This is a genomic window from Nocardia sp. NPDC004860 (assembly GCF_040609015.1).
Classification (GTDB): Bacteria; Actinomycetota; Actinomycetes; order Mycobacteriales; family Mycobacteriaceae; genus Nocardia.
This window is the reverse complement of record NZ_JBEXJI010000020.1, coordinates 1-26878: the sequence shown is the minus strand read 5'-3', so window position 1 is coordinate 26878 and position 26878 is coordinate 1. Positions and strand designations below refer to the sequence as shown.

Annotated in this window: 19 protein-coding genes and 1 pseudogene; 11 read left to right on the top strand and 9 right to left on the bottom strand. The window is 70.7% G+C overall.

Going from position 1 to position 26878, the window contains the following annotated elements; genetic code table 11:
* Window positions 1-4: 4 nt before the first annotated feature.
* Complete coding sequence (locus tag ABZV44_RS29800; protein WP_354843298.1) at window positions 5-1075, bottom strand: DUF1707 domain-containing protein; 1071 nt, start codon at window positions 1073-1075, stop codon at window positions 5-7.
* Between the two features lie 163 nt (window positions 1076-1238).
* Between ABZV44_RS29800 and ABZV44_RS29795 the strand changes: the two genes are divergently transcribed.
* Window positions 1239-2132, top strand: a complete 894-nt coding sequence (locus ABZV44_RS29795; RefSeq protein WP_354843295.1) for an LLM class flavin-dependent oxidoreductase — start codon at window positions 1239-1241, stop codon at window positions 2130-2132.
* A 38-nt stretch (window positions 2133-2170) separates the two neighbouring features.
* Here the strand turns inward: ABZV44_RS29795 and ABZV44_RS29790 are convergent, their stop codons facing one another.
* On the bottom strand, window positions 2171-2656 hold the full coding sequence (locus ABZV44_RS29790) for an SRPBCC domain-containing protein (protein WP_354843292.1): 486 nt from the start codon (window positions 2654-2656) through the stop codon (window positions 2171-2173).
* A 124-nt stretch (window positions 2657-2780) separates the two neighbouring features.
* Between ABZV44_RS29790 and ABZV44_RS29785 the strand changes: the two genes are divergently transcribed.
* Window positions 2781-3263, top strand: a complete 483-nt coding sequence (locus ABZV44_RS29785) for a helix-turn-helix domain-containing protein (RefSeq protein ID WP_354843289.1) — start codon at window positions 2781-2783, stop codon at window positions 3261-3263.
* On the opposite strand, the gene ABZV44_RS29780 is transcribed toward ABZV44_RS29785, so the two are convergent.
* From ABZV44_RS29780 to ABZV44_RS29770, 3 genes are all read right to left on the bottom strand, one after another.
* The gene (locus tag ABZV44_RS29780; RefSeq protein ID WP_354843286.1) at window positions 3252-4097 is read right to left on the bottom strand and encodes an RNA polymerase sigma factor; all 846 of its coding nucleotides are present in this window, start codon (window positions 4095-4097) and stop codon (window positions 3252-3254) included. The two genes, ABZV44_RS29785 and ABZV44_RS29780, sit on opposite strands and share 12 nt — an antisense overlap.
* A 108-nt stretch (window positions 4098-4205) precedes the next feature.
* Window positions 4206-5078 (bottom strand): haloalkane dehalogenase, encoded by an 873-nt coding sequence (locus ABZV44_RS29775; RefSeq protein ID WP_354843284.1) that lies wholly within the window; start codon window positions 5076-5078, stop codon window positions 4206-4208.
* A 69-nt stretch (window positions 5079-5147) separates the two neighbouring features.
* Window positions 5148-5663, bottom strand: coding sequence for a MarR family winged helix-turn-helix transcriptional regulator (locus ABZV44_RS29770; RefSeq protein WP_354843282.1), 516 nt, complete (start codon window positions 5661-5663; stop codon window positions 5148-5150).
* A 114-nt stretch (window positions 5664-5777) separates the two neighbouring features.
* On the opposite strand from ABZV44_RS29770, the gene ABZV44_RS29765 reads away from it, so the two are divergent.
* Both ABZV44_RS29765 and ABZV44_RS29760 read left to right on the top strand, forming a co-directional pair.
* The gene (locus ABZV44_RS29765; protein WP_354843279.1) at window positions 5778-7460 is read left to right on the top strand and encodes an MFS transporter; all 1683 of its coding nucleotides are present in this window, start codon (window positions 5778-5780) and stop codon (window positions 7458-7460) included.
* Window positions 7461-7584: 124 nt separating this feature from the next.
* Window positions 7585-8745, top strand: a complete 1161-nt coding sequence (locus tag ABZV44_RS29760) for a zinc-binding dehydrogenase (protein ID WP_354843277.1) — start codon at window positions 7585-7587, stop codon at window positions 8743-8745.
* A 10-nt stretch (window positions 8746-8755) separates the two neighbouring features.
* Here ABZV44_RS29760 and ABZV44_RS29755 read toward each other — a convergent pair whose 3' ends face one another.
* From ABZV44_RS29755 to ABZV44_RS29745, 3 genes are all read right to left on the bottom strand, one after another.
* A complete protein-coding gene (locus tag ABZV44_RS29755; RefSeq protein ID WP_354843274.1) occupies window positions 8756-10357 on the bottom strand; it encodes a dynamin family protein in 1602 nt (533 codons plus the stop codon).
* A 395-nt stretch (window positions 10358-10752) separates the two neighbouring features.
* A complete protein-coding gene (locus ABZV44_RS29750; RefSeq protein WP_354843640.1) occupies window positions 10753-12624 on the bottom strand; it encodes a dynamin family protein in 1872 nt (623 codons plus the stop codon).
* Window positions 12625-12708: 84 nt separating this feature from the next.
* Complete coding sequence (locus ABZV44_RS29745) at window positions 12709-14685, bottom strand: IniB N-terminal domain-containing protein (RefSeq protein ID WP_354843271.1); 1977 nt, start codon at window positions 14683-14685, stop codon at window positions 12709-12711.
* A gap of 313 nt (window positions 14686-14998) precedes the next feature.
* Between ABZV44_RS29745 and ABZV44_RS29740 the strand changes: the two genes are divergently transcribed.
* The 6 genes from ABZV44_RS29740 (at window position 14999) to ABZV44_RS29715 (ending at window position 24837) form a co-directional block, all read left to right on the top strand.
* Window positions 14999-16804 carry an Hsp70 family protein gene (locus ABZV44_RS29740; protein ID WP_354843268.1) on the top strand — a complete coding sequence of 602 codons (1806 nt, stop codon included), beginning with the start codon at window positions 14999-15001 and terminating at the stop codon, window positions 16802-16804.
* A 22-nt stretch (window positions 16805-16826) separates the two neighbouring features.
* Window positions 16827-19700 carry a LuxR C-terminal-related transcriptional regulator gene (locus ABZV44_RS29735; protein WP_354843265.1) on the top strand — a complete coding sequence of 958 codons (2874 nt, stop codon included), beginning with the start codon at window positions 16827-16829 and terminating at the stop codon, window positions 19698-19700.
* A gap of 46 nt (window positions 19701-19746) precedes the next feature.
* Window positions 19747-20880 (top strand): hypothetical protein, encoded by a 1134-nt coding sequence (locus ABZV44_RS29730; RefSeq protein WP_354843262.1) that lies wholly within the window; start codon window positions 19747-19749, stop codon window positions 20878-20880.
* Between the two features lie 117 nt (window positions 20881-20997).
* A complete protein-coding gene (locus tag ABZV44_RS29725; RefSeq protein WP_354843259.1) occupies window positions 20998-22350 on the top strand; it encodes a S1 family peptidase in 1353 nt (450 codons plus the stop codon).
* Between the two features lie 150 nt (window positions 22351-22500).
* The gene (locus ABZV44_RS29720) at window positions 22501-23847 is read left to right on the top strand and encodes a S1 family peptidase (RefSeq protein WP_354843256.1); all 1347 of its coding nucleotides are present in this window, start codon (window positions 22501-22503) and stop codon (window positions 23845-23847) included.
* A gap of 153 nt (window positions 23848-24000) precedes the next feature.
* Window positions 24001-24837: an NRDE family protein gene (locus ABZV44_RS29715; RefSeq protein ID WP_354843253.1), complete on the top strand. Its 837-nt coding sequence runs from the start codon at window positions 24001-24003 to the stop codon at window positions 24835-24837.
* Window positions 24838-24927: 90 nt separating this feature from the next.
* Here the strand turns inward: ABZV44_RS29715 and ABZV44_RS29710 are convergent, their stop codons facing one another.
* A complete protein-coding gene (locus ABZV44_RS29710) occupies window positions 24928-25635 on the bottom strand; it encodes a hypothetical protein (RefSeq protein ID WP_354843250.1) in 708 nt (235 codons plus the stop codon).
* 377 nt (window positions 25636-26012) lie between these two features.
* Here ABZV44_RS29710 and ABZV44_RS29705 point away from each other — a divergent pair.
* Window positions 26013-26878 (top strand): annotated as a pseudogene (locus ABZV44_RS29705) (Fe-S oxidoreductase); the annotation flags it as partial.

Here is a 26878-nt window from a genome sequence, read left to right as displayed (position 1 = left end):
CGATCTATCCCCCGAACGCCAGGGTCCGCACGATCCGGCCGTCGAGGGTCGCCTCGAGGTAGCCGTTCTCATTGGCCTTGTTGCCCACATAGATACGAACGATCGGCCCGCTGCCGGACCCTTCGATGTCGAGGTAGCTGACCGTGCCCTGATCCACCTTGGTGAGGGCCGGGGCCTGGGCCGCGAGCGCGGCGATGGCCGGCACGTTCAGCGCCGCCAGATCCGCGGTCGGCGTCTGCGGCGACCGGGTCTGCGGCTGGTTACCCTGGTCGAAGCCGCCGCGATAGGTGTAGCGGACCTTGCGGTTGGCCTGGGTCCCGCGGGTGACCACCGCGTAGTCGGGGAACAGGTCGACCTCGTCGACGATGGTGTCGCCGAACTTGGCGCGGTAGGCGGCCCGGAAGTAGTCGATGCCCTCGGCCGCCGTGAGTTTCGGCCGGGGCAGCACCATGGGCTTGATCATGCCGATGTCCACCGCGGGCGGCCCCGCGGGTGGGGAGGCCGGCCGGTCCACCGCCACGAAAGTCCCCACGGCCACCGCGATGCTGAGCGCGGCGACACCGGCCGCGAAGAGGTTCTCGCGCCGCGACTTCGGCGGAATCGGATCCGGCCGGGCGTCGGCGGGCCGCTGCAGATCGTCGGTGAGCTGGGCCAGTTCGCCCAATGTCCGCGCCTCGCCGGCGAGTTCGGTGAGGGTGCGATGGTCGGCGGCGCTCAGCTGGCCGTCCGCGCGGGCAGCGTCGAGCAGGGTGCAGGTGGCCTGGCGGTCGCTGTCGCGGGCCCGGGTACGCGGCGGATAGCCGCCCGCGGACGGCCGTCGCGCCCGCCGGCCGGCGGGCGTGAGGTCGGCGGTCTTGGTGCTCGGCTGCAGGTCGCCGATCAGCCGTTGCAGTTCGCCGAGGGTCTGTGCGGTCTGCGCCTGCTCGGACCGCTGGTGGTACTCCTCGACCGCGAGCTCGCCCTCCTCGAAGGCGGCGTCGAGCAGCGCCCGTGCGTTGACGCGGTCGAGGTCCCGCGCCCGCATGCGCCCGGCCGCGGGCGAATCCCCGGGCGATCCGGACGATTTCGAGCTCACGCGGGGATCGTAAACGGAACTTGGCCGTACCGCGCGGTTTCCGGCAGGGCGGTGAGCAGGGGCGGGACACGCCCGGGATGCGCGCCGACGTCCGAAATGCCGGTGTTGCACGCAACCGCCCACGAAGATCGTGAGCGTCGATTTCCGCTGGTGAGGAGGCGCGATGCAGGCAAGGTTCGGTATTTCGATCCCGCCCGTCGCGGCCGCGCTGCCGGACGTCATCGATATGACCGTGGCCGCCGACGCCGAGGGGCTGGATCTGGTGGCCATCCAGGACCATCCCTACAACGCGCAGTTCGGCGACACCTTCGCGGTGATCGGCGCCTGCCTGGCGGCCACCGGCCGGGTCAGCCTGTATCCGGGCGTGGCGAATCTGCCGCTGCGCACGCCCGCCATGATCGCCAAGCAGGCCGCCACCTTCGACCTGCTCAGCGGCGGGCGCTTCGAATTGGGTTTGGGGGCGGGCGCTTTCGAGAGCGGCGTGGTGGCCATGGGCGGGCCCGCCCGCAAGGGCCGGTCGGCGCTCATGGCCCTGGCCGAGAGCATTGCCATCATCCGGGCGGAATGGCGGCCCGGGCAGCTGGTGTCCGTGGTGGGCACCGAATACACCGTGCAGGGCATCGAGGGCGGGCCCGCGCCCGCGCACAATATCGGGATCTGGCTGGGAGCCATGGGCCCGCACGCGCTGGACCTGATCGGCTCGGCGGCCGACGGATGGGTTGCGCCGCTGCCGAATTGGATGCCCTGGGAGCAGTGGGCCGGAGCCAATGCCCGCATCGACGCGGTGGCGCGCTCGCTCGGGCGGGATCCGCGCACCATCACCCGGCTGGCGGCGCTGCCCGGCGTGGTGAGCGACCGGCCGCTACACCCGGATCCCCATGGCTCCGACCCGATTCACGGCTCCCCGGAGGAGTGGGCGGACATCATCGTCCGCCTGGCCCGCGACGCCGGGTTCGACACCTTCATCTACTGGCCGCCGGGTTTCGACGTCGACCAGGTGCAGCGTTTCGCGCGACAGGTGGTGCCCATCGCGCGAAAGCTCCTGGGCGACGGCTGAACCCGCGATCGGAGCACCGTTCGCGGACCTCCCCGAGGTTACCGCGCCGCCTTCGCGGCCTCGACCGCCTCGATCTCGGCGGGCAGTTCACCGGGCTGACCGACGCCGGTGGTGACCAGGTCGCGCAGGCTCTCGGTGATGTAGAACGTCCACGCCGGGGAACAGGAGTCGTAGCACTCGTACTCGGGAACGAGCCCGACGTGGGTGAAACGCAGCTCGGCGCCGCCGTCGGTTTCGGTGATGTCGAAATGCATTTCGGTATTCACCCACTCGGTCTTGTCCTGGACGAAGGACAGCCAGTTGTCCCTGACCAGCCAGACCACGCGACGGTTCGGCACCACCTCGGTCAGCTCGATATCACTGCGGTGGACGCCGGGGACCTCGAAGACGAAAGTGTCGCCCTGGCGCTCGGTGCCGCCCTTGATGCCCTTCCCCCACCACCCGCGGGCGTTCAGGACGGCGGCGAAGACCTCGGCGGGGGTGCGATCGACGGTGACGCTGGTGGTGAAGTTCTGATCGGTCATGGCGGGTCCCATTTCTTTCCTGAACACACAGGACGGGTCGGAGTGGACTGTCTCGCGAGAACTTACTTGCATCACGATAGTGGGGTTACTTGCATCACACAAGCGGATGAGCCAATCTGGATACATGTTGGGACGCATGTACGACGGGGAGGTGTGCTCGGCCGCGCGCACGCTGGAGATCGTGGGCGAGCGCTGGAGCCTGCTCATCGTGCGCAATGCCATGTTCGCCGGGATGACCCGGTTCACCGAGTTCCAGCGCTCGCTCGGCATCGCGCCGAACATCCTCACCAAGCGGCTCGCCGAATTCGTCGAGGCCGGAATCTTCGAGCAGCGCAGCGGCACCGGCAGCGGCCACCCCGAATATCTGCTCACCGCCAAGGGACTCGATCTGAAACCGGTCATCCTCGCGCTCACCGACTGGGGCGACCGCTGGGCGGCGCCGGACGGACCGCCGGTCACCTACCGGCACACCGGGTGCGGCGGGAAAGTCGATGTGCGCCTGGAGTGTTCGGACTGCGCCGTCGGCCCCGACCTGGCAGCGGTGACGGCCGAGCTCGCGCCGTGGGCGTACGAGAGGAAGTACGGGACGCCCGCGTCACTCCAGTAGCGGGAACCGCCCCGAACGCAGCAGCCCGGCGATGGCCTCCAGCTTCGCCTGCGGCGCGGCGTAATCCGGATGCGCGCCGAGCACGGCGGCGGCATCGTGCAGGCGCACCATCTGCCGCTCCGCCTCCTCCACACTGCGCCCGCCCGGCGTGATCGGGTGCGCGGCGAAGGCGGGGCGGCGCGGATCCACCCGGCCCAGCTCGACGGCCTTCTCCACCCGCCGCGAGCACCGGCAGAACGCCTGGGGATTCGCCAGCCCGCAGGTGGATTGCAGGAAGTTCCCGAGCCGTTTCTTGGCCCGCTCCACCCGTTTCCGATACGCGGCCGGCGTCGCGCCGACGATCCAGGCGGCCTCCTCCGAGCTCACCTCGAAGACGTCGGAGAGCACGTACGCGACGCGTTCGTCGCGGCCCAGGCACTGCAGCATGGCCTGGCTGCAGTTGAGCCGCACCTCGTGGGTGAGCAGCGTGGACTCCGGGCCGCGGTAGTCCTCCTCGGCCAGGCCGTCTTTCAGTCCCTCGCCGAACTGGTCGAGGCTGAGCTGCTGCGCTTCCTGCGGCGTCTGCCGCTTCAGATTCAGCAGGTAGTTGACGCCGATGCGGTAGGCCCAGGTGGTGAGCCGGGCCTCGCCGCGCCAGGTCGCGAGATTGCCGACCACCCGCAGCAGGATCTCCTGGGTGGCGTCCTCGGCGTCGGCGGGCCGCCACACCATGCGCAACGCCAGCCGGTAGATCGGATCCTGCAGCAGCCGAACGACATCCGAGACGGCGGCGCGATCGCCCTCGACGGCCCGTGCGACGAGCGCGCGCTCGTCGATGTCCGATCCGGTGTCCATATCGCCAGCATAGGGATCGCGGGGCGCACCATGGTGCGCCCCGCGATCAGCCCTGCCACGGCGAAAACAGGCTAACCGGTCGAACCGTCCGGCCGTGCGACCCGTGGATCAGGCCACGGCCGCGGTGGCGGTGAGGGCGTGGCGGTGGATCCACTGCGCGACCGCCTGCCCGATGGCATCGGGCTGGTCCTCGGGGCAGTGATGTCCCGCCGGTCCGATATTCGCGAGCTCGGCGGCGGCGAAGGTCCGCTCCGCCCACTCCACCACCTCCGGCGAGCCGAGGCCGACACCGCCCTCGACGTGCATGACCAGCTTCGGCACCTCGGGGCTCGCGGCCATCCACCGGTCGTAGTTCTCGATGATGGCGACCACGTCGGCCGGCTCGCCCTCCAGCGGGAATTCGCGCGGCCACGCCAGCATCGGCCGGCGGGACTCCGGGGTCGGATAGGGCGCGCGGTAGGCGTCCAGGGCCTCGGGGCTCAGATTCCGGGTGGCGGCGGGCAGGTTGAATTCGATGAACATATTGCGTTCCAGCACCATCTCCTCGCCTTCGGGAGAACGGAAGCGGCGGAACAGTTCCGCGCCCTGCGGCGGCATCTCCGACCAGCGCATCGGCCGCAGGAAGGTCTCCACCACGGCGATCCCGCGCACCCGCTCGGGATGCCGTGCGGCCCAGTCCATTCCGAGTGCGCCACCCCAGTCGTGGCCCACGATCACGACCTGGTCCAGACCCAGGGCGTCGAACCAGGCATCCAGGTAGCGGGCGTGATCGACGAAGCGGTAGTCGCTGGCCGGCTTGCCGGAGGCGCCCATGCCGATGAGATCGGGTGCCAGGGCGCGGGTCTCGCCGTTCACGTGCGGGATCACATTGCGCCAGAGGTAGGAGGAGGTGGGGTTGCCGTGCAGGAACACGACGGGCACCGCACCGCTGCCGGTGTCGGTGTAGTTGATGAACGAGTCCAGAACGTCGATGGTGGCCATCGTCGGTGTCCTTCCGGGTGAGTTGCCTACACCTGGTTGGACACGCGCCGGCCCGGCCTGTGACAGCGCCTAGGTGTGATCTGGGCCATACATGGGCACGGTGCCCGGTGCGACGGTCAGGCCGGGATGGACACCCGGCGTCAAGCCGTTGCCGATCGCCGTCCGCTGCAGCAGCGCGAGCAGCCGCGGCCGGTCCTCGGGGTCGAGCGCGGCGAGCAGTTCCGCGTTGAGCCCGTCGGCGATCGCGGCCGCGCGGGCGATGGTCTCGCGCCCGGCGGGCAACAGGTGCACGGCGTGGGCGCGGCGATCGACCGGATGCTTGCGCCGCTCGACCAGGCCGCGCTTCTCCAGGTCGTCGATCAGGCTGACCATGACATTCCGGTGGATCCCCAGGGCATCGCACAGCTGCTGCTGGGTCCGGCCGTCATTGGCCTCGAGCAGGCGCAGCGTGCCGTATTGCGGCGGTCTGATCCCCAGCGGCGCGAGCAACGCGTCGAAGCGGTACGCGGAATGCGATCCCAACTGCCCCAGCAGGAAGGCGGCGCTCTCGAACAGCGGTGAGTACTGGGGATCGGCGTCGGTCACCTACACAGCGTACAGCAATGCCCTAGTCATGATTGCCCTCTTGATTGATAATCACTTCAGGTGCATAGTTTGGGAAGTCGATCCACCCCCCCGATAGCGAGGAGAGCTCGCCCCATGGATACCGACAATCCCCCCATCCTCGATCCACGCCGCTGGATCGCCTTCGCCGTCGTGCTGGCCGCCGGATTCATGGACCTGCTCGACGTCACCATCGTCAATGTGGCCGTGCCGAGCATCCAGAAGGACCTGGGCGCGGCCTACTCGCAGATCGAATGGATCATCGCCGCGTACGTGCTGTCCTTCGCGGCCGTACTCATCACCGGCGGGCGGCTCGGCGACATCTACGGCCGCAAACGCCTGTTCCTGCTCGGCATGGCCGGATTCACCGCGGCCTCGCTGGCCTGCGGCCTGGCGTCCTCACCCACACTGCTCGTCGGCTCGCGGTTCGTCCAGGGCGCGATGGCCGGGCTCATGGTGCCGCAGATCCTCGCCATCATTCGCGTCACCTTCCCGAAGGACGAGCGCGCCAAGGCCATTGCCGTCTACAGCGGCGTCGGCGGATCCGCGTCCGCGGTCGGCCTGTCCCTGGGCGGGCTGCTGGTGCAGTGGAATCTCTTCGATCTGAGCTGGCGCCCCATCTTCCTGGTGAACGTGCCGGTCGGGTTGATCGCGCTGGCCGCCGCGGCCCTGGTGATGCGGGATTCGCGGTCCGCGCACGCGCCGCGCCTGGACATCGTCGGCATGGTGCTCGCCATTTCCGCGGTGCTGCTGCTGGTGTATCCGCTCACCGAGGGCCGTCGATTGGACTGGCCCGCCTGGACTTTCGTCATGATGGGGGCGGCGGCCATGGCCTTCGCCGCCTTCGTGGTCTACGAACGGTGGCGCAGCCGCAACGGCGGATCACCCCTGATCGACCTGGACCTGTTCCGGTCGCGGCCGTTCACCGTCGGCCTGGCGAGCTGGCTGCTGTTCTGGATCGGCTTCGGCGGGTTCTTCCTGATCTGGACGCTGTTCATGCAGGCCGGGCTGGGCTGGTCGCCCATGCGGGCCGGCCTGACCTCGGTGTTCTTCGCGGTCGGCGCGGGCATCGGAGCGGGCGTGTCGGTCAGCGTGCTGGCGCCGCGGTTCGGCAAGTGGGTGCTGCTCGCGGGCGGCCTGGTGACGGCGGGCGGGTTCGCGCTGTACGGCGCGATGGCCGCCCGCTACGAATCCGATTTTGCCTCCTGGCAGATGGTGTTGCCGCTCATCGTGACCGGCATCGGATTCGGCATCGTGGTCGCGCCGACCATCGACATGCTGCTCGGGCAGATTCCCGACCGCGAGGCCGGGGCGGCATCCGGGCTGCTGAACACCGGTCAGCAGCTGGGGATGGCACTGGGCGTGGCACTGGTCGGCATTCTGTTCTTCGCCCAGCTGGATCACGACTCGGCGCGCGGCGTGGATTCCGTTGCCGCGCAGACCCGCACGGAGCTGGCGGCGGCCGGGGTGCCCGAGCCCGCGCAGGAGCAGATCCTCGCGAACTTCCGGGCCTGTGTGCGGGACCGCTCCGCGGAGGTGGATCCCTCCGTCATCCCGGCGAGCTGCCAGTCTCCGCCCGCGAATCCGGCTGTCGGCCAGGCCCTCGCGCATGCGGGTGAACAGGCCAATGCGGTCAACTTCGCCCACACCTTCGACTACACGCTGGTGTGGGGCATCGGGCTGATGGCGCTGGTGTGCCTCGGATTCCTGGCGCTGCCGCGCGACGCCCGGCTCGAGCAGCACGAGGTGGAGACCGAGGAGGAACTCGTGGGAGTCTGACCCCACCCGGCGCGATCCGGACACGGAGTCCGGCAAAACGGCCGCGGGTTCGGTGATTCACCGGACCCGCGGTCCGTTCCGGTGAAGAATCCACAGTGTCACCGGCATTCGACAGGAGTCAGGCATGCGCGCGACCGTGGTCAGCAAGGGCGAATTCCAGGTCGAGGACCTGCCCACCCCCGTACCCGGGCCCGGTCAGGTACTGCTGTCCGTCACCCGCTGCGGCATCTGCGGGTCCGACCTGCACGCCCGCCTGCACTGCGACGAACTCGCCGACCTGGCCGCCGCCACCGGCTACGACAACTTCATGCGCTCCGACCAGCGGATCGTCATGGGACACGAATTCACCGGCGAGATCGCCGAATACGGTCCCGGCACCCGCCGCCGCTGGAAGCCCGGCACCCCGGTGGTGGCGCTGCCCATCCTGCGCACCGGCCGGCAGCCCGAACTCACCGGACTGTCCGCCAACGCGCCCGGCGGCTACGCCGAGCAGGTGCTGGTGCAGGAACCCATGACCTTCCCGGTCCCCAACGGCCTGTCCCCCGACCACGCCGCCCTCACCGAACCGATGGCGGTGGGCTGGCACGCGGTCCGCCGCAGCCGGATCAGCAAGGGACAGACCGCCTTCGTCGTCGGCTGCGGTCCCATCGGGCTGGCCGTCATCTCCATGCTGAAAGCGGCCGGCGTGCGCACCGTGATCGCCAGCGACTTCTCGCCGCGCCGCCGCGAACTCGCGGGCCGGTGCGGGGCCGATGTGGTGGTCGACCCCACCGTCGAATCACCGTGGGAGGCAACGCCGAAGAAGCCGCGGATCACCGGCGCCTCCGACATCCTCAATCTGGGCTTCGACGCCATGGAACGGCTGCGGCGCATCCCGAACTTCCCCTGGTGGTACCTGTTCCGCGTCGCGCACACCCTCGACCGCGGTCCGGCGGGGCCCGTCGTCTTCGAATGCGTCGGCGTGCCCGGCATCATCGACCAGATCCTCACCGCCGCACCGCCATTGACCCGCGTGGTGGTCGTGGGGGTGTGCATGCAGCAGGACGCCTTCCATCCCGCCACCGCCATCAACAAGGAGATCGAGCTGCGATTCGTCCTCGGCTACGACCCGGGCGAATTCCGCGACACCCTCCATATGATCGCCGACGGGAAGGTGGATCCCAGCCCGCTGATCACCGGGACCGTCGGCCTCGGCGGCATCGACGCGGCCTTCACCACCCTCGCCTCCCCCGAGCACCACGCCAAGATCCTGATCGACCCGCGCAGCGACCGCACCGCACCCTGACGCAGGGCGCCTAGTGGCCGGGCCGCCGCAGCGCCGGGAAAGGCGTGGTCGGAGGCTCGTGCAGGATGTCCAGCAGGCCCTCCGCGCTGCGGGCCGCGGTCAGGCAGGCATTCGCGGTGAATTGATCGGCCAGCGGGTGGCGGGCCCGGGCCCGCCACTTCTGGACCGCGGCCAGGGCCGCCTCGCGCTGGGTGGCGAGATCGGTGTGGGCGGACAGGCCCAGTCGCAGCGTAGGAGCCACGCCGGTGCCGCCGATGAGGCGGTTCAGTTCGGCCAGATCCTCTGGGGGCAGGGGCAATTCGTCCGAGCGCAGGTGCGCCAGCAGGCGGAGTTCGGCGAAGCCGTGCACATCGGCGAGCAGGGTGCGCACCCGCGGCAGCAGGGCATCGGCCGCCGAACCCGGGTTGGCGGTGAGAAGGCGGGCCAGGGCGGTGAGGGCCGAATGGGCCTTCAATTCATCGGCGCGCTGGGCGAATTGGACGTCCAGGACGGTGCGGAGTTCGTCGAGGCCACTGCGGTCGGACAATTCGGCCGCCAGGGCCTGCGAGCCGCGGACACCGAGACGGATCAGGGTGACGGCCAAGCGGATTCCGAACAAACCGAAGCGGGCCGTCAGGTGGGCGCGCAACTCGGCCGGAACCGGCAGCGGCAGATCGGGATGGGCGAAGCGGTCCGCCGACAGCAGGGCCGCGGTCAGCTCGTCCACCGGGATGGCGGCCAGCGCCTCGAAGGCATCGTATTCCCGCTGGCGCAGCGTGGCGGCGGCGAACGCGAGCAGGCCCGCCACCGGAATCACGGACTGGCACAGGCCCGTTCGCTCCAGCTCGGTCGCGAAGCGGGCGGCCACATCGCGGGCGGAATGCAGGGCGTCGATGCGCCCGGCGCCGATCTCGTCGGCCCGCGACACCACGCCCACCACGCCCAGCGGTCCCGAGAAGGACTGCGGCGCACCGGAACTCGCGCTCGTTCCGGCGCCGATGCGCTCCAGGAAGTCCACATCGGCGGCGTCGAGACGACGCAGTAGATAGAGCACGGCATCGGCGGGCGGCAGCGCCGGGCCGGGGCCGCCCGGCGTGAGCAGCCGCGACGTGCGCGCCGACACCTCCCGCGACAGCGAGGAGATGCCGGGCGTATCGATGATGGTGGTCTGCGCCAGCTCGGCCGACGGCCACTCCACCGCCAGGTGGTCCACCTCGCGCGGCGCGGGGGCGTTCCAGCGCAGCGCCGACAGATCGAAGGTGAGCCCGTGCGCGCCCGGCAGTCCCTCGGCCCCGCGGCCGCGCCGCACCACCACATCGGCGCGCGCCCCGTCCAGGCTGAACGCGGTCACCCGCGGCGCGGTCCCATTGCGGTACCAGGTGACCAGCCGCGTGCACTCGGTCGCGTCGGTCGGCGCGATGTCCTGCCCGACCAGCGCGTTCAACAGCGTCGACTTACCCGCCTTGAGCTGGCCCGCCAACGCCACCCGCAGCGGCTCCTCCAGCCGCCGCGCGCACTCGTCCAGCTGGCCGCGCACCCGCGGCCGCTCGCCCAGCGCCCGCCGCGCCGCCGCCACCAGCCCGCGCGTCTCCGGCACCAGCCCATACCCGACACCGCTCGCGTCGTCCCTCATAGGCTCCCGATTCCGAAGCACACCGCACCTCCACGCATCGCAAGGCATTCGCCCGGCCACGCCGAATCGTTATCAGAACCGCCCAGCTCTCACAGCCGATTCCCAGTTCCGAGAGGCAGCTCACCACAGCGCGAACCGGGCCACCCAACCCTTGATCTTGCCCGGCCCGGACGTGAACGCCCCGCCCTCCCCCCGGTGCGCCGCGCCTCTTCCCGGCCCCGCGCCGGTCCGGCACATTGCCTACCTGGCCAGTGCCGCTGCCACGACCACGCCAGGACGCCTGCCACGCGCGGTGGGATCGTTCAACAGTCGCCCGCTGACCTACCTCGAGTGTGGAATGACAGGCCCGGTCGCCAGCACCGCCTCGGCAGCACACGCGGGCCGAGCCGTATGCACTAGTGCGCGGTGGGCGGGAGTTGTGGCTGCGCGGCGGGCGGAAGGTGCGGCTGCGCGGCGGGAGCCGGCGCGGCCTGGGGTTCCGGGCCGAGGAGGGTATTGGCGTGACGGCGGAGTTCGGCCACGACGCGCAGGCGGCGTTCGAGTTCGGCGGCGCGTTCGGTGCGGCGGGCGGCCGCCAGGTTGGCGGCCTCCTGGGCGGCGCGCAGGGATTCGTCGATGGAGCGCAGGGTGCGGTCGGCGATGGCGGTGAAGTGATCGCGCAGCAGGCGGTGGATGCGGTGCAGGCGGTCCTTGGTCTCCTTGCCGGTGTGGAAGGCGATGTCGTCCAGGTAGCGGCGCACCGCCAGCTTGGCGTCGGCACGACGCTTGGCCAGGCGGGCCTTCTTGTCGTCGCTGAAGGCCTTGCCGCCCAGCAGGACTCCCGCACCCAGCGAGAGCGGGTTGATCAGGGCGAGCCCGGCCATGGTGCCGACCATGCCCGCCATCACCACGCCGCCGTAGGAGCCGCGCACCCCCACCAGCAGCTTGTGGCCCAGGCCCAGATCGGGTTCCAGATCGGCGAGGGTGCAGGACTCGGCGCGGGAGTCGTCGTCGAGGGTGTCGTGCACCTCGGGCAGATCCACCGCGCCGAGATCGTCGAAGTGGGTGGCGACCCGCTCGGCCAGCTTCACCGCGCGGGTGCCGGTCCACACCAGGTTGTCGCCGACCGCGGAACCCACGGTGGCCGTGAGCCATTCGTCCATGCTGTCCCAGTGCCGGCCGGGATCGTGCTGGTCGATCCAGTCCTCGGCGGTACGGGCGATATCGCGCAGGCGGTTGCGCAGATCGTGGTCGATATCCCCCGCCAGATCGGTGATGCCGTCACCCAGCGTCTGCTGCCAGGCGGCGGTGTGGCGGTGCAGCTTCTCCGCCTCGGCCTTGGCGGCGTGCAGCTCCCGGATGGCCGCCGCGCCCCGCTCGGGATCACGCAGCGCGACCAGCTCACTGCCCAGCGCCAGCGCCAGATGCTCGGCGGCCGAGGAGATGTCGAGGGCGACCGCACGCTGCATCGCCGCCTGATCCCGGGCCACCACCTGCTCGCGCAGGAACTGGAACACCAGCCCGAACCCGGACTCGCGGCCCAGGCCCTCGTCCTGCAGGCGCATGGCGTGCGCGCGCAGCACCGCCGACACCGGCAGCATGGGCATCTCGATCCCATTGGCGTGCAGGTGCTTCCGGTTCGCCTCGAACACCTGCCGCCAATGCGGATACAGGTCGATCTTGGTGACCAGCACCGCCACCGCCGGGCACAGCTCCCGCACCTGCCGCAGGAAATCCACCTCGGTCTCGGTGAGCTCGGTGGAGGCGTCGGTGAGCACCAGCACCGCGTCCGCGGCCGGGGCCTGCGCGAGAACGCCTGCCGCGCCGGTGGTTCCGTGTACGCCCAGTCCCGGCGTATCCACCACCACGATGCCGTCGGCCAGCAGCCGGCTCGGGGCCTCCAACTCGAGCCGAAGCACGGCGCGGCCCTGCGGACTGCGCGCGGTGAGGGCGGGGACCGCCTCGAACGGCACCGGCTCCCTGGTGTTCTCGCCGCCGTCTGCGCCGGCCGCGACCACGGTCGCCCGCGGTTGCTCACCGTAGGACAGCACCGTGGTGACCGCTGTGGTCGCATCGTCGGCGACCGGGCAGACATCCATGTTGATCAGCGCGTTGACGAACCGGCTCTTGCCCTGATTCCCCAGACCGGCCACCAGGATCCGCCGCCGCGGATCGCGCACCTTGCCCGCGACCGTCTGCAGCCGCGCGACCAGATCCCCGCGTTCCGCGGCCTTCGCCACCGCGATGGTCTCCGACACCATCGTCAACAGCGGATTCGCCGCCACCATGCTCGTCACAGCCTGCTCACCGAACCTATTCCAGCCGTTTGTGTTCCGACAGGTCGTCGCTCACCGCGGCGAGCGACCTGCAACCTACGAGTGCAGAATGTCGCCGACGACGTCTCCGCCCGGGTGCGTTCCGAGATCCATCCCGGTGTGCGCCCCACCATCCCCGAACAGCGACGCGTCCGCACCCGGAGCATGCACCCCGCCGCCGAACGCCTGCGAAACATCCACACCCGCCCAGGGATTCGTACCGGCACCGTGCAACCCGGCATCCACCGCGGTCCCCCCGTGCACCCCGGCATCGAGCCCACTCCCCACCTGCACGCCCCCACCGGCCTGCGTCCCCACCCCGGCATCCAATCCGCCACCGACCCCGGCCACCGAATTCCCCACCCCGGTCAGACCGGTATCCACGCCCCCGCCCAGGTGCGTCCCCGCATCCAGCGCCGAGTGCACACCCGCATCCAGCCCGGTCCCCACATTCGCGGCCCCGCCGAGCCCCGTCTCCAGACCCGCGCCCACCTGGGTCCCCGCGCCGAGGACCGAGTGCACCCCGGCATCAAGGCCACTCCCGACCTGGGTCCCGAGCCCCGCACCGACATTCGCGGCCCCACCCAGCCCGGTCTCCAAACCGGTCCCGACCTGGGTCCCGGCGCCCACTGCGGTGTTGAGCCCCGCATCGAGCCCCGTACCCAGCTGGTTGCCCACGCCGACCGCAGTGTCGATCCCGGTCCCGAGACCACCCTGCACGCCGGCGCCGATCCCGGTCGCCGCAGTACCTACGCCGGAAATGCCCGTTTCCAAACCACTTCCGAGCTGCGCGCCCAGATCCGCACCCGTGTGCAGGCCGCCCTCCAGCCCCGCACCCAACTGCGTCCCGGCACCCGCCAGAGTGTCGGCCGTACCGGAGAGCCCGGTCTCCAGGCCGGCTCCGACCTGTGTGCCCAGGCCCGCGCCGACGTTCGCGGCGCCGCCGATGCCGGTCTGCAGTCCCGCGCCCGCCTGGGTACCCGCGCCCAGCAGAGTGTTGATTCCGGCGTCGAGACCCGCGCCCACATTCGCCGCACCATTCAGGCCGGTCTGTACACCCAGGCCCGCGTCGAGTGCGCTGTCGATTCCGGTGGAAAGCCCGGCGCCGAGGCCCGCTCCGAGGCCACCCGCCGCGTTCACCGCGCCATCGAGACCCGTCTGCACGCCCGCGCCCACTCCGGCGGCGGTGTTCAGCGCGCCGGTGAGGCCCGCGCCGACGCCGGCAGCGGAGTCGAGGGCGCCGGTCAGGCCGGTCTGAAGGCCCGCGCCCGCCTCGGTGGCGGCGTTGACGGCGGCGGAGAGGTTGGCGCCGAGACCGGTTTCGAGGCCGCCGGCGGTGGAGAGGGCACCGGTCAGGCCGGTGGTGAGGTCCGCGCCGGCCTGAGTGACGGTGTCGAGGGCGCCCTGGAGACCGGTCTGGAGACCGGCGCCGGCGGTGAGTCCGCCGGTGAGGGCGGAGGTCAGGTCGGCGGCGGCCTGCGCGCCGAGCACGCCACCGAGGTCGGCCTCGACGCCGGTGGCGACGTCACCTGCCACGCCGAGCGCGCCGCCGAGTCCGGCGGACAGGCCCGCGCCGAGGTCTGCGGCCGCACCGACGACCGCGCCGATGCCATCGGACAGGCCCAGCTCGAGGCCGGTGCCGGCGTCGCCGGTCAGGCACACCTGGGTGGCGGTGGCAGCGGTGGTGCCCAAATTCACACCCGCGGAGTCGCCGATCGCGGCCGAGCCGCCCACGCCGCCGCCGGCCCCGACCCCGAGACCGGTGCCGGCGCCCAGCCCGGCGGAGCCGCCCAGCCCGGTGTCGGCGCCCAGGCCGGCCGTCCCGCCCGCGGCAATGATGTCGGACAGCTGCGAACCTCCCGCAACCAGTGCGGACTCGGCCACCATGGGGGCCACGGCGGCGATGTCCTCGGGGGTCACATTCTCCAGCCCGGCGGCGGCCAGCGCCCCGCCCGGATTGTTGCAATAGCTGACCGCGGCCTCGTGGTCACGCAGCAGATTGAGGATGAACTCGAGAATTGCGTTGGGGCTCATGGCGAATCGTCTCCCTGGATGGGCGGGCCCCGCTGACCCGCGCTGCTCGAATTTCCTTTCACGTTAGGAAGGCATCTCGTTACGCGTAACGGGGTGAACTCCCCCAAGTTCCACAGCGGTCGCCTAGGGGGGCAGGCGAACATTAGGGGAATTTCCCCAAACCTGTGGGGGAATCGGTAACGGGATCCCCTCAGCTACCGACAGGCGGGGTGGGCCACCCGGCCTGACCCGAGATTTTTCGTACAAATCGGACCGAAGAGCTTTCGGCACGCGATCCACCGGTCGCGCGTTGGGTAATGACAGGGGAACTCGAATGAGTCAGGGGCTGGCGCTCGGCATCACCGTCGGGTCGTCGAATACGGTTGCCGTGACGACTTCGGGGGGACAACACACAGTACATACGCGGCCCAGCGTGCTGGGCGCCGAGCCGGAGGTTCCGGACAGTTTCCTGGCCCGGGTCGGGGATCCCGTGGACATCAGAACCCGGGACGGATCCGCGGTCCGCGCCGCCGACCTGGTGGCGGCGGCCATCGGCCGCGCGGTGGACGGCACGGGCCCGGCCGCGGCCACGGTCGCCTGCTACCCGGTCTGGTGGTCGCAGCACACCGTGGAGGTGCAGCGGACCGCCCTGGACGCGGCCGGCCTGGACGCGGTGGCCATGGTCCCGGAGCCGACGGCGGCCATGCGCTGGCTGCAGGAGGTGCACGAGTCCAGCCACGACGGCGCGATGGTGGTGTACGACCTGGGGGCCACCGGCCTGACGGTTTCGGTGGCGCGCACGGGGGCCATGTCGGGCCTGCTGGGCGAACCGGTACGGACCACCGAGGTGGCCGGGTCGGAATTCGATCTGCTGACAATGCGTTTCGTGCTCGCCCATGCGGTCGGCGAAAAGGATTTCGATCCTTTCGACCCTTTGGTGGAACAAGAATTAGCGGCACTCCGCGTTCGCTGCAAAATTGCGAAAGAAACTCTATCCACAAATACCGCCACCATGGTGCCCGTGCGTTTGCCCGCCATGGCGGAAGTGGACGTACGACTGGTTCGCGACGATATCGAGGAACTGCTGCGGGGTCCGCTCCTCGGTTCGACCGATCTGGTCCGCGAGGCCCTGCGCCGGGCCGGACTCACCGCGGCCGATCTGGACGGGTTCCTGGTCATCGGCGGCGGCGCGAGCATCCCGCTGGTAACCGAACTGCTGTCCACCGAATTCGGCATCCCGGTCGCGGCCGCCGCCGACCCGGCCCACCTCAGCGCGCACGGCGCCGCCCTGCTGGCCGCCGATCTGCTCGCCGACACCACCGACACCGAGGCGCATCCGGCGATCGCGGTCGGCGGCGTGGGCCTCGCCGAGGCCGACGGCGGCCCGGCCCCCACCCCCGGCCGCACCGCGGCCGGGCTCCCCCAGCGACCCCGGGCCGGCTCCCCCGCCCGGCCCGCGGACCCCGAACCACTGGGCCCCGGCGGCGATTCCGGCCGAGCGGCGGCGGACGATACCGTGCTGATGGCGGAATCGCCTGCGGCCCAGCGCATTCCGCTGCTGCCCGACCTCCCGGTCGGGGAACCCGCCGGCGGCTTCCGGCACTGGAAGCGCCTCGCGGTGATCGGCGCGGCCGCGGTCGCGGTGGCCGCCATCGCCACCGGCACCCTGGCCATGGGCACCGGCGGACAGTCCACGCCCGCGAATCCCGCCGGCACACAGTCACCCTCGACCTCCGCCGTGGCGCTCGACTCCCCGGCGCCGACGGACGGAGCCACCACCCCCGGCGCCCCGGCTCCGGCGGCCGGAAGCCCGGTCTCCGCGACCAAGCCCGCGTCGCAGCCGGGCGCGGCCAAGCCCGGCAGCCCGGCCACCACCGGCGCCGCGGCCCCCGCACCGGCCGCCGCCGACCCGACCACCCCCGCCGCGCAGGCCGATACCCCGGCGCCGCAACAGAATCCGGCGAGCCCCCAGCCGCCGCAACAGCAGCAACAACAACAACCACCGGTCCAGATGCCTACGATGCCGCAGATCCAGCCGCCGACGGTCCCCAGCGTGACGCTCCCCACGGGCGCACTGAACAATGCAGTTGATCAGCTCGGCAACGCCGTTCCACCGGTCGTTCCGCACACCGGCCGCTGAGAGTTGGTTCCTAGTGACAGGCATGACTCCCGTCGCACTGGATTCCATCCCGTGCGCCCGTGAGATTTTCCGGGATCTCGATTCCGACGATTCCACCTCGGTGCTCTACCTCGTCCGGGGCCGCTCCGGCACCGGAAAATCCACCCTGCTGGGCGCCCTCCGAGCGCGGTTGCGCGCCCGGGGCGTCCCGCACACCGACAATCCGGCGCACGCGTTGCGCGCGTCGGCCCCGGGCCGCGCGGACGGCAACAGCCGCGCCCGCGGCGCCCTCATCGTCGACGACGCCCACGCGCTGAACCCCGCCGAATTCGACCTGCTGTGCGCCGCAGCCGAATCCGGGGAGTACCCGGTGGTGATCGCGCTGCGCCCGCGCCCGCACGATCCCCGGCTGCGGGGTCTGGCCGATCTGGTGGCCCGCCGCGGCCGCGTGGTCGATCTGCGCGCCCTGGGCGCCACCGAGATCGCCCCGTTCGCCCGCGAACTGGGCATGATGGTGCCGCGCGGGCTGGCCCAGCACATCCACCGCCAGACCGGCGGCATCCACGGCGGTGTGGTGGCCGCGCTGACCGCCGCCTGCGCCACCCGCCTGGACGCGGGCGTGACCGCGGTGGACCAGGCGGTGACGGCCTGGGCGCGAGCGCGTCTCGACGACGCCGATCCGGACCTGCTGGACGCCCTGGTGGTGGCGGCCATCGGCGCGGGCCTGGATACCGGCGAGCTCACCGAGGTGCTCGACGTCACCCCGCCGGCCGCCCAGGATCTGGTGGACCGGGCCCGGGGCAGCGCCCTGGTCACCGATGCCGATCTGCTGCTGGCCCCGGCCGTCCCGCCGCTGCGCACCCTGGTCGGCGACCGCCGCTTCCTGACCGTCGCCCGCCGCCTGCTGCACGCGCGCCTGGACGCCGGACTGCTGCGCGACCACACCGCACTGCTGCTCGCCGAATCCGGCGTCCGCGACGAGCGGCTGGCCGAATTCCTGTGTGCCGCAGCCGAACGCGCCGGCGACGAGGCGGTCCGGCACTACGCGGCCGCGGCCGCCGCCGGCGCGGATCCGGAGGCCCTGGCCGTGCGCTGGGCCGATGCCGCCGCCCGGGCCGGGGACGGCGACACCGCCCTGCGCCTGGCCGAACCCACGCTGGCCAATCCGGCGATCCCGCTCGCGGATCTGGCTGCCGCCGTGCGCATCTGCGCCGGTGTGTGGACCCGGCGCGGCCTGGCAGGCCGGGCCGCCCAGCTCTACACCTGGCTCGGGCCGACCCGGGTCGGCCCGGACTGGGCGGTCGCCGCCACGGTGCTGTCGCTGTCCGGTGACGCCCACGGCGCACAGGCGCTGTCGGTCAATGCCGCCCAGTGGCCGCCGACCGAGGCCACCGCGCGCGCGGCCTCGATCGCCAATGCCCTGTTCGACACGATCGGATCGACCAGTGCCCCTGGCGATTTCAGCGCGGCGACGCGCACCGATCGCGCGAACGGCCACACCGGCGCCCCATTCCCGCCGCCGCACCGGACCTTTGCCGCGCCGGCCGCCGGAACCGGCGCGCCGGCTCGGGCCGCGAGCCCCGCGGCCCGGCCCATCGGCGACCGATCGCGCCCCGACGACACCGCGCCGGCGAGACCCGCTGCGAGCGCGGCGAATACCTTCGGAGCCGGCTCGGCCCCGACCGGTTTCACCGCCGAGATGCGGGCCATCGCGCCGACAACCCTTGCCGTGCAGCGCTTCACCAGCCCCGCGCAGGCGCGGCGCGGCGCGGCCGTCACGGCGGCGTCCGCGCTCATCCACGCCGCGCACTCCGGTCCGGCCCCCACCGATGACGGCGGCGACCGCTTCCTGCCGTGCTCGGCGGTGTCGATCGCGGTGCTGCTGTGCCTGAGCATGGGCGATCCGCGCCGGGCCGCGGACGCCCTGCGGCAGGGCACCCAGGACCGCAGCCCCAGCCGCGGTCCGCAGAGCCTGGTGCTGGGCGCGTGGGTCGCCATGCTGGGCGGCGACGAACATTCGGCGGCCACCCTGATGTCGGAAGTCCGGCTGACGGAACTGGATCCGCGCGATCGGCTGCTCGCGCACGGCGTGATCGTCGGCCTGGCCCGGCGCAGCGGCGATCATGCGGCGCTGGCCATGGCCTGGCAGCAGGCCTTCCCGTTGTTCGACGAGGTCGGCGCGGATCTGCTGGCGCTGCTGCCCATCGGCGAGCTGTGGCTGGCCGGCATCCGCCTGCGTGACGAGGCCCGGATGACCGCCCTGGTGACCGGCGCCGACGAACTGCTGCGCCGGCTCGGTGAGCCGCCCGCCTGGTCGAATGCCTTCCACTGGTACGCGATTCAGGCCGCCATCGCCCAGGAGAGCCCCGAAGCCCTGCTGCCGCACGCCCATCGGCTCAAGACCTCCGCCGCGGCGGGCGATCCGCAGGCCGCGGTGCTGGCGGACGCGGGCCGCACCTGGGTGCTGGTGCTGCGCGGTCAGGTGGTGCGCGCGCAGGTGGAGGGCGCGGTGGCCCGGCTGGCCGGGCTCGGCCTGCGCTGGGACGCGGCCCGGCTGGCCAGTGAGGCCGCGCTGGCGGCGGGTGATTCCGCCACCGCGACCGCGCTGCTCAAGCTGGCGCGCACGGTGCGCGCGCAGTCTCGGCCGCCGGAGTCCCCGGTGCGCGCGCCCGAGCCCGCGGCCCCGCAGCCGCGCCCGGAACCGATCACCGATACCGTGCTGAGCGAACGCGAGCGTGAGGTGGCCGAACTGGTCCTCCTGGGGTTGACGTACCGGGAGATCGGGGCCCGGCTCTATATTTCGGCCAAAACGGTGGAACATCACGTGGCTCGGATGAGACGTCGAATCGGTGCCGGCTCGCGTTCGGAGCTATTGTCAATGCTTCGCGCCATGGGTCACGGTTCACTCCTCGTCTGACCTCGGCGCGGAGAGCACCCGGACGCATCGAGCGAGGTAGAAGAGGATGGCCACTGGGGTGGGCCTGCGGATCGCGGACGACGAATCCGTCGTTGCCGTGGTGACAGGCGACGACGCCACACTCCCGGTGCACTACACCGTGCGCGAGTCCGTGCTGCACATGTCCGAGGACGGCGACGCCGTGCTCGGCGGCGACGCGCCGGAGGGCTACAGCCATTCCATCCGGGGCTTCGTGGGCGCGGTCGGGGATCCGGCCGGGCTCGCGGTGGACGACGGTGAGGCGTACCGGGCCGAGGATCTGATGGCGACGGCGGTCTTCTGCCTGATCAGTCAGGCCGCCGAGCATCTCAACGGTCCGGCCGAGTTCTATCTGGCCCATCCGACCGGCTGGCCCGATGCCCACGTGCGATCCCTGCGCGAGGCGCTGGACTATCTGGGCCTGAAGTCGGTGGTGCTGGTCAGCGAGCGGGATCTACCTCAGGCGGACGCGGAGACCGGGAAGACGCTGGCCTACAACGCGGCCCGCGCGGCGCTGGCGGCGGTGCTGTCCACCCCGGCCGGCCTCACGCCGCCCGATGCCTCCGCGGCCACCGAGAACGCCGCCGACGTCACCGACGTGCTGCCCGCGCTCAAGTCCTCCGAACTGGCGCAGGCGTATTCGGCCGCGGTCCCGGCCGTCACCACCGCCGAGCCGGCCGTCACCCGGGCGACGGCCGCCGTCGCGGTCACCCATGCGCCGCGCGCCAACCGCGGCCCGTACATCATCGCCGCGGCGGCCGCCCTGATCGGTTTGCTGCTCGGTGGCGTCGGGGTGGCGGCCGTGTTGCGCACCGACGACTCCACCCCGGGCCCGCCGCGCGGCGAGGTGCGTTCGGAGCCGGTGGCCACCGCGGGGGTGGCGCCGCCGCTGCTACCGCCGACCGGTTCGGACAATCCGACCGCGGCCGCGCCGCCCGCCGATGCCGCGGACGTCCCGGTCACCTCGGACCCCACGACCACGCCGCCACCGCCGACGACCACGCCGGACCCGCCGGCCACCACACCGAGCCCCACCCCGCACAGCACGCCGCCCACGACGACACGCCCGTATCCGCCGATCTACCAGTATCCGTCGGTGCCGACCTTCGAGCTGCCGCAAGCGCCGGTGCTGCAGGATCCATGGGGACAGAATCCGCGTTGATTTCGTAGAGCCCTTCGGTGGTTGATGCCCTAAAGTGGTGCGCTGACCGACCTTCCGGAAGGTAACCGGATCCGGGCCCGGGACATCGGTCTGCTGGTGCACTTACGAAGGGACTCCATGCGCAAGTTCATGGCGCGTCGCGCCACGGTTCGAGCAGCCACCGTCGCGTTCGCCTCGACCGTTCTCATCGGTCCCTTGCTCAGCACCGCCACCGCCGACCCGGCGTCCGCGGATCAGCTTGCCGCCGACAAACTTCCGGCCGAGCTGGTCACCGCCATCCAGCGCGATCTGAAGATGACGCCCGCCGAATATCTGGACCGGGCCAACCAGGCCCAGCAATTGCGGGACTACGCAACGACTTTCCGCAGCCAGCGTCCCGACGACTTCGCGGGCGCGTGGCTGGGCACCGACGGCAAGCCGGTCATGGCCGTCACCTCGCTCGATGCCGCCAAGATCGCCGCCGCCGACGGCTACCAGACCCGGCTGGCCCCGATCAGCGCCGACAACCTCGAGAGTTCGGCCGATCAGCTGAACATGTGGATCACCAGCCTGCCGCGCGATCTGTCCAATGCCATCAATTCGGTCGCCATCGACTTCCTCAACAGCCAGCTGGTGCTCAGCGTGGCGAACACCCCGGCCGGGCATTTGCTGAATCTGCCCACGCTGATCGCGAATATCAAGGTGATGCTGTCCCCGGATTCCGGCGGCCCGGTCGAACGGCGCCCCATGGGCGGTGACACCTACATCACCGCGCCGACCGCGCTCAGTGATTCGTCGCTGCGCAGCGTCGATGTGTGCTCGTTCGGCTTCAACAGTGTGGATTCCGCCGGAAACGCCCTGAACATCAGTGCCGGACACTGCAATCCGAATGTGGACAAGGGCACCAGCGCCGATGTCTACATTCCGAATGTGAAAAACCTGGTGTCGAGCCCGAAGGCCGGCAGCTTCGTCTCCTCGAATCTGGGCGGCCGCAGCGCACTCGACTATTCGGTCATCAAGCTGAACGACGACGCGGTGCGGGCCGGGATGGATCAGCCGTCGGTGCGCGGCGCCAACGGCACCACCCTGACCATCACCGGGGTGGCCGACCCGATCACCGGCGCGCCGGTCTGCAAGTCCGGTCAATCCTCCACCTTCACTTGTGGTTTCGTGGTGGCCGACCGGGTCGAGACCCAGTTGTTCACCGCCGAGGGCCAGTCCAAGACGGTGCGCGGCTTCGCCTCCAGCGCCTGCACCCTGGGCGGTGACAGCGGCGGCGCGATCGTGACCGGCACGCTGGCGCTGGGCATCACCAGCGGCTCGAATGCGGCGGACGCGCCGAACTGCAACGAGGCCAATACCGCGCTGGCGCAGTATGGTGGTACCGCGTCGCTGGGCATCCCGGTGCGCGCGATCCTCACCGAAATCGACGCCAATTCCGGCGGCGGCGTCGGCAGCGGAATTCAGGTCCGGACGCGTTCCAACGCGTGATGATTCGCGGCTCGTTCCAGCGGGCCGCGAAAATCGGACACCTCTCTCATTGCGCGTGTTCAAGACACGCCCGCTGTTTGCCCGCCGAATACCGAAACGTCATCTGCCAATAAGTAGGCATAACCCGCCCGACACCATATAGTCGGGGCCATGCTCCTGCCACGTATGCGCATCTCCATGCCTGCCGTGGGCCGCCGCCCACGGTCTCTTGTCCGAACTGCGGCGATCGCGGCCACCACTGTGCTCGTCGCCGGACCCCTGGCGGCGAGTGCGCACGCGGAGCCCGCGACCCCCGCGACACCGGATCTGCCGGCCGAGCTGGTCACCGCTATCACCCGCGACCTGAAGATCTCCCCGCAGGACTACCTGCAGCGCGCCGACGTCGCGCAGAAGGTGGCCACCTTCGCCACCACGGCCCAGCGGCAGTTCCCGGGCGTCTTCGGTGGCGCCTGGCTGGACGAGACCGGCAAGGCCATCGTGGCGCTGGCCCCCGGCGACAGCCTGGACCAGGCCCGCAAGGCCGTGGCGGACGCCGGCTTCACCGCCAAGGACGTCGCCAAGAGCGAGACCACGCTGCGCGGTGAGAAGAACGCCTTCCAGCAGTGGCTCAAGGACCAGCCGGAGTCCGTGTCCAAGGCCATCCGGGGCGTGGCCATCGACACCCTGAACAACAGCATCGCGGTGCGGGTGGACAAGCCCGACCTGCCGCTGCCCGGCTTCGTGGACCCGGCCCGGGTCATCGTCATGACCGCTCCGCCGGTCGGCGGCGAGGGCCAGGACGTCCCGAAGGCTTCCGACATCGCCGGTGCCGGCCCGCAGACCATGGCCGCCGGCCAGGCCTACGCCTCGGTGGCCGGTCGCATGTCGCTGCGCTGCTCGCTCGGCTTCAACGGCACCGACGGCAACGGCAATGTCGTGAACATCACCGCGGGCCACTGCAACCCCAACATCTCGGCCACCCCCGGCGCCAACTCGCCGGGCGTCTACCAGATGGTCGGCGGCGAGAGCCTGGGCCCGCAGGTCGGCGTGTTCCAGAAGTCGGTGCTGGGCAACCAGGACTACTCGATCATCGGGATCAGCGACCAGTACCGGGACGCCTTCTCCAACCCGCTGGTGAACGTCCCGGGCGCGGCCCCGGTCAACATCACCGGCGTGGCCGTGCCGGTGGTCGGCGCCCCGGTCTGCAAGTCGGGTGCGCGCACCGGCTTCAGCTGCGGCGTGGTGAACGCCGTCGACCAGACCGTCCAGGTCGGCGACCGCATGCTCACCCAGTCGTTCTCCGCCAATATCTGCGCCCTGCCCGGTGATTCGGGCGGCCCGCTGGTGACCGGCACCCTGGCCCTGGGCATCTCCAGCGCCTCCTCGGTCGCCGACTACCCGGTCTGCGAGATCCCGAACCTGATCGGTCTCATCACCGGCAACACCCCGCAGCTGTTCGCGCAGCCGGTGAGCACCGTGCTCTCCGACAACCCGGGCCTGCGCGTGCGCACCCTCTGATCACAGCACCCTCGAAAAGGCCGGTAGCCAAACTGCTACCGGCCTTTTCGCATTCCGGGGTACCGGGGTGTGCCCCCGGGTGGCAGCGCAGGGGCGGCGGGCGGCAGCGGGCGGGCATGGTCGCGGCGAGCCTCGGTCGGGCATGCTGGGGTTATGTGTTTGGTGTTGCTCGGCTGGCGGGCGCATCCGGAGTACCGGTTGATCGTGGCCGCCAATCGGGACGAATTCTTCACCCGCCCAACGGAATCGCTCCGGTCCTGGGACGAGGTGCCCGGGCTGCTGGCGGGCCGGGATCTGGGTGCGGCGGGCCCGGTGCCGGGCACCTGGCTGGGTCTGCTGTCCGATCGGCACCGCTTCGCGACGGTCACCAATGTGCGCCGGCCCGGCGACTTCCGCCCCGATGCCCGCTCCCGGGGCGCGCTGCTGATGGATTTCCTGCGCGGCGATCCGGTCCCGGAGAAGTTCGTGCGCGGCGTCGCGGCCGCGCCCGACGACTACAACGGCAACAACCTGGTGGTCTCGGATCTGGAAACGCTGTGGTGGCACAGCAATCGGAGCGACCGGACCCCGCGCGAACTCGCGCCGGGCTTCCACGGCCTGTCCAACAATGCGCTCGTGGGATCCCTCGAACCCGACGGCAGCGTATCGACCGGCACCGATGATCCGGCCTGGCCCAAGGTCCGCGAGGGCGTGCGTGCGCTGGCCGCCATGGCCGCGGCCGATCCGGGCGATGTCGAGAGCTATCTGGCCGCCCTGGCCGACCGCACCCCCGCCGGCGCCTCCGAGTTGCCGGAGACCGGACTGGACCTGCTCACCGAACGCGCGGCCTCCGCGCGCTTCGTCGATCATCCCGTGCACGGAACCCGATGCAGCACAGTTCTTCTGGTGCGTGAGGACGGCAGCTACGTGATGACCGAGCGCACCTTCGCCCGGTTCGCCCACCGCCGCGACACGGTGTCGTTCGACGGCCGACTGGAGCTACCGGCCTGATCGGCCCGCCAACGCGTTCGGCCCGCCTGCGACGAGCGAGGCGGGCCGAACGGGTTCAGCGTGCCAGGGCTCGAAAACCCCGGCGGTGGTTCAGTTCTGGGTGACCTGAGCGGGCTTGCTGGTCGTGGCCCACTGGGTGGTGCCATCCGGAGCCTGCAGGGTCTGCAGCAGGCCGATGCCCGCGGCGACCAGGGTCGGGCCACCCGCGGCGATGGTGCCGAGGATGCCGCCGATACCGGCGCCGGCCACCAGACCGGGAACGCAGCCGGCCACGATGGTCACGACGCAGCCGATCATCGCGCCGAGTGCCGTGCCCACGAAGCTGCCGATGCCGATGGCCAGGCCGAACTGAGTGGAGAAGTTGCTCATCGCCTTCTGGTTCTCGTCCGCCGAGGCGATCGGCTTGGCGGCGAGCACGGTGGTGCCGGGCTGGTAGCCCTCCGGCTTCTCCGGGACCACCTCGAGCACCTTGCCGTCGTCCTTGACCTCGGACTTCACCGGGATGTCGGTGCCGTCGGCGTCGAACTTCAGCGGGAAGGAGATGGCGGTCGCGCCTTGCTGGTCCTTGACGTTCACCACCGTGACCTTCGGGTCCTCGGGCGTCGCGCCGTCCTGCTGGGCGAGCTCGAAGGTGCCGTTCTTCAGGGTGGAAACGATCGTCTTGCCGTCGACCAGCTTGGTGGAGTAGTTGATTCCAGCAGGCTGTGCGGGAGCATCGTCGGCGTGGGCGGTCGTCATCCCGATGGTCATTGCGCCGATGACCAGGGCAGCAGCCGCAGTGGTACTGCGAAGCTTCATTCGGTTGGTATCCAATCCGTCATGAGGTATATCCGCTGTGCGCCTCTTCGCCACGCGAGGCCCGGCTTCCCTCGGGCCATGCCACGCGCTAGGACGAGTCCTCCCCGAGCATGTGAAGACGCGCACAGCTGTCGGACAGCGTGAGCCTAGTCGATCACCCTACGATTTGCGAGATCCGTTTCTTTCTGCTGGACACCGCGTTTCGCGAGTAAGCCTGCCCTTGGTTACCGCACCGATTTGCCGGGATTTACGGTGTGGGAAACCCTGGACAGCTAAGTTACCGACGGGTAACTTACCGTCCATTAGGATACGAGCAACTCGAGGCGGAACCAGGCTGCCTCGCAAGACGCTCGTAGAACCGTAAGAGAGGTCGCTACATGAATGCCCTGACAGTGACGCTGGGCACGATTGGGGCGGTGTTCACAGTCTTCTGTTGGGCATCGTTCATCGGAGGTGTGCGGAACATCGCGCGCACCGTCATGGTCGGGCAGTCCGCACCCGATCGCTGGCGGCCATTCTTCCCCCGCTTCAAGACCATGATCGTGGAATTCCTCGCGCACACGCGCATGAACAAATTCCGCACGGTCGGCTGGGCCCACTGGCTCGTCATGATCGGCTTCCTCGCCGGGTTCATCCTGTGGTTCGAGGCGTACGGCCAGATCTTCGACCCCGAATTCCACTGGCCCATCGTCGGGTCCTGGGGCATCTACCACCTGGTGGACGAGATCCTCGGCATCGGCACCGTGATCGGCATTCTGGTCCTGATCGTCATCCGCCAGCTGAATCACCCGCGCGTGCCGCAGCGGCTGTCCCGGTTCAGCGGTTCCCGGTTCGCGCCCGCGTACGTCATCGAGGCGATCGTCCTCGTCGAGGGCCTGGGCATGACCTTCGTGAAGGCGGGCAAGATCGCCACCTATCACGAATCCCACACCTGGAGCGACTTCTTCACCGAGCAGGTGGCCAAGCTGCTGCCCGACTCGGTGATCATGGTGTCGATCTTCGCGTTCATCAAGCTGGTCTCCGGCGCGACCTTCCTGCTGCTGGTCGGCCGCAATGTCACCTGGGGTGTGGCGTGGCACCGGTTCGCCGCCTTCCCGAACATCTACTTCAAGCGTGAGGCCGACGGTGATGTCGCCCTCGGTGCGGCCAAGCCGATGATGTCGGGTGGTAAGCCGATCGAGATGGAGACCGCGGATCCGGACAATGACACTTTCGGTGTGGGTAGGTTCGAGGATTTCTCGTG

Excerpts from the sequence above, each read along its gene's own strand:
- ABZV44_RS29795 (WP_354843295.1), top strand. The coding sequence starts at position 1,239 with ATGCAGGCAAGGTTCGGTATTTCGATCCCGCCCGTCGCGGCCGCGCTG.
- ABZV44_RS29790 (WP_354843292.1), bottom strand. The coding sequence starts at position 2,656 with ATGACCGATCAGAACTTCACCACCAGCGTCACCGTCGATCGCACCCCC.
- ABZV44_RS29785 (WP_354843289.1), top strand. The coding sequence starts at position 2,781 with ATGTTGGGACGCATGTACGACGGGGAGGTGTGCTCGGCCGCGCGCACG.
- ABZV44_RS29780 (WP_354843286.1), bottom strand. The coding sequence starts at position 4,097 with ATGGACACCGGATCGGACATCGACGAGCGCGCGCTCGTCGCACGGGCC.
- ABZV44_RS29775 (WP_354843284.1), bottom strand. The coding sequence starts at position 5,078 with ATGGCCACCATCGACGTTCTGGACTCGTTCATCAACTACACCGACACC.
- ABZV44_RS29765 (WP_354843279.1), top strand. The coding sequence starts at position 5,778 with ATGGATACCGACAATCCCCCCATCCTCGATCCACGCCGCTGGATCGCC.
- ABZV44_RS29760 (WP_354843277.1), top strand. The coding sequence starts at position 7,585 with ATGCGCGCGACCGTGGTCAGCAAGGGCGAATTCCAGGTCGAGGACCTG.
- ABZV44_RS29755 (WP_354843274.1), bottom strand. The coding sequence starts at position 10,357 with ATGAGGGACGACGCGAGCGGTGTCGGGTATGGGCTGGTGCCGGAGACG.
- ABZV44_RS29750 (WP_354843640.1), bottom strand. The coding sequence starts at position 12,624 with ATGGTGGCGGCGAATCCGCTGTTGACGATGGTGTCGGAGACCATCGCG.
- ABZV44_RS29745 (WP_354843271.1), bottom strand. The coding sequence starts at position 14,685 with ATGAGCCCCAACGCAATTCTCGAGTTCATCCTCAATCTGCTGCGTGAC.
- ABZV44_RS29740 (WP_354843268.1), top strand. The coding sequence starts at position 14,999 with ATGAGTCAGGGGCTGGCGCTCGGCATCACCGTCGGGTCGTCGAATACG.
- ABZV44_RS29735 (WP_354843265.1), top strand. The coding sequence starts at position 16,827 with ATGACTCCCGTCGCACTGGATTCCATCCCGTGCGCCCGTGAGATTTTC.
- ABZV44_RS29730 (WP_354843262.1), top strand. The coding sequence starts at position 19,747 with ATGGCCACTGGGGTGGGCCTGCGGATCGCGGACGACGAATCCGTCGTT.
- ABZV44_RS29725 (WP_354843259.1), top strand. The coding sequence starts at position 20,998 with ATGCGCAAGTTCATGGCGCGTCGCGCCACGGTTCGAGCAGCCACCGTC.
- ABZV44_RS29720 (WP_354843256.1), top strand. The coding sequence starts at position 22,501 with ATGCTCCTGCCACGTATGCGCATCTCCATGCCTGCCGTGGGCCGCCGC.
- ABZV44_RS29715 (WP_354843253.1), top strand. The coding sequence starts at position 24,001 with ATGTGTTTGGTGTTGCTCGGCTGGCGGGCGCATCCGGAGTACCGGTTG.
- ABZV44_RS29710 (WP_354843250.1), bottom strand. The coding sequence starts at position 25,635 with ATGAAGCTTCGCAGTACCACTGCGGCTGCTGCCCTGGTCATCGGCGCA.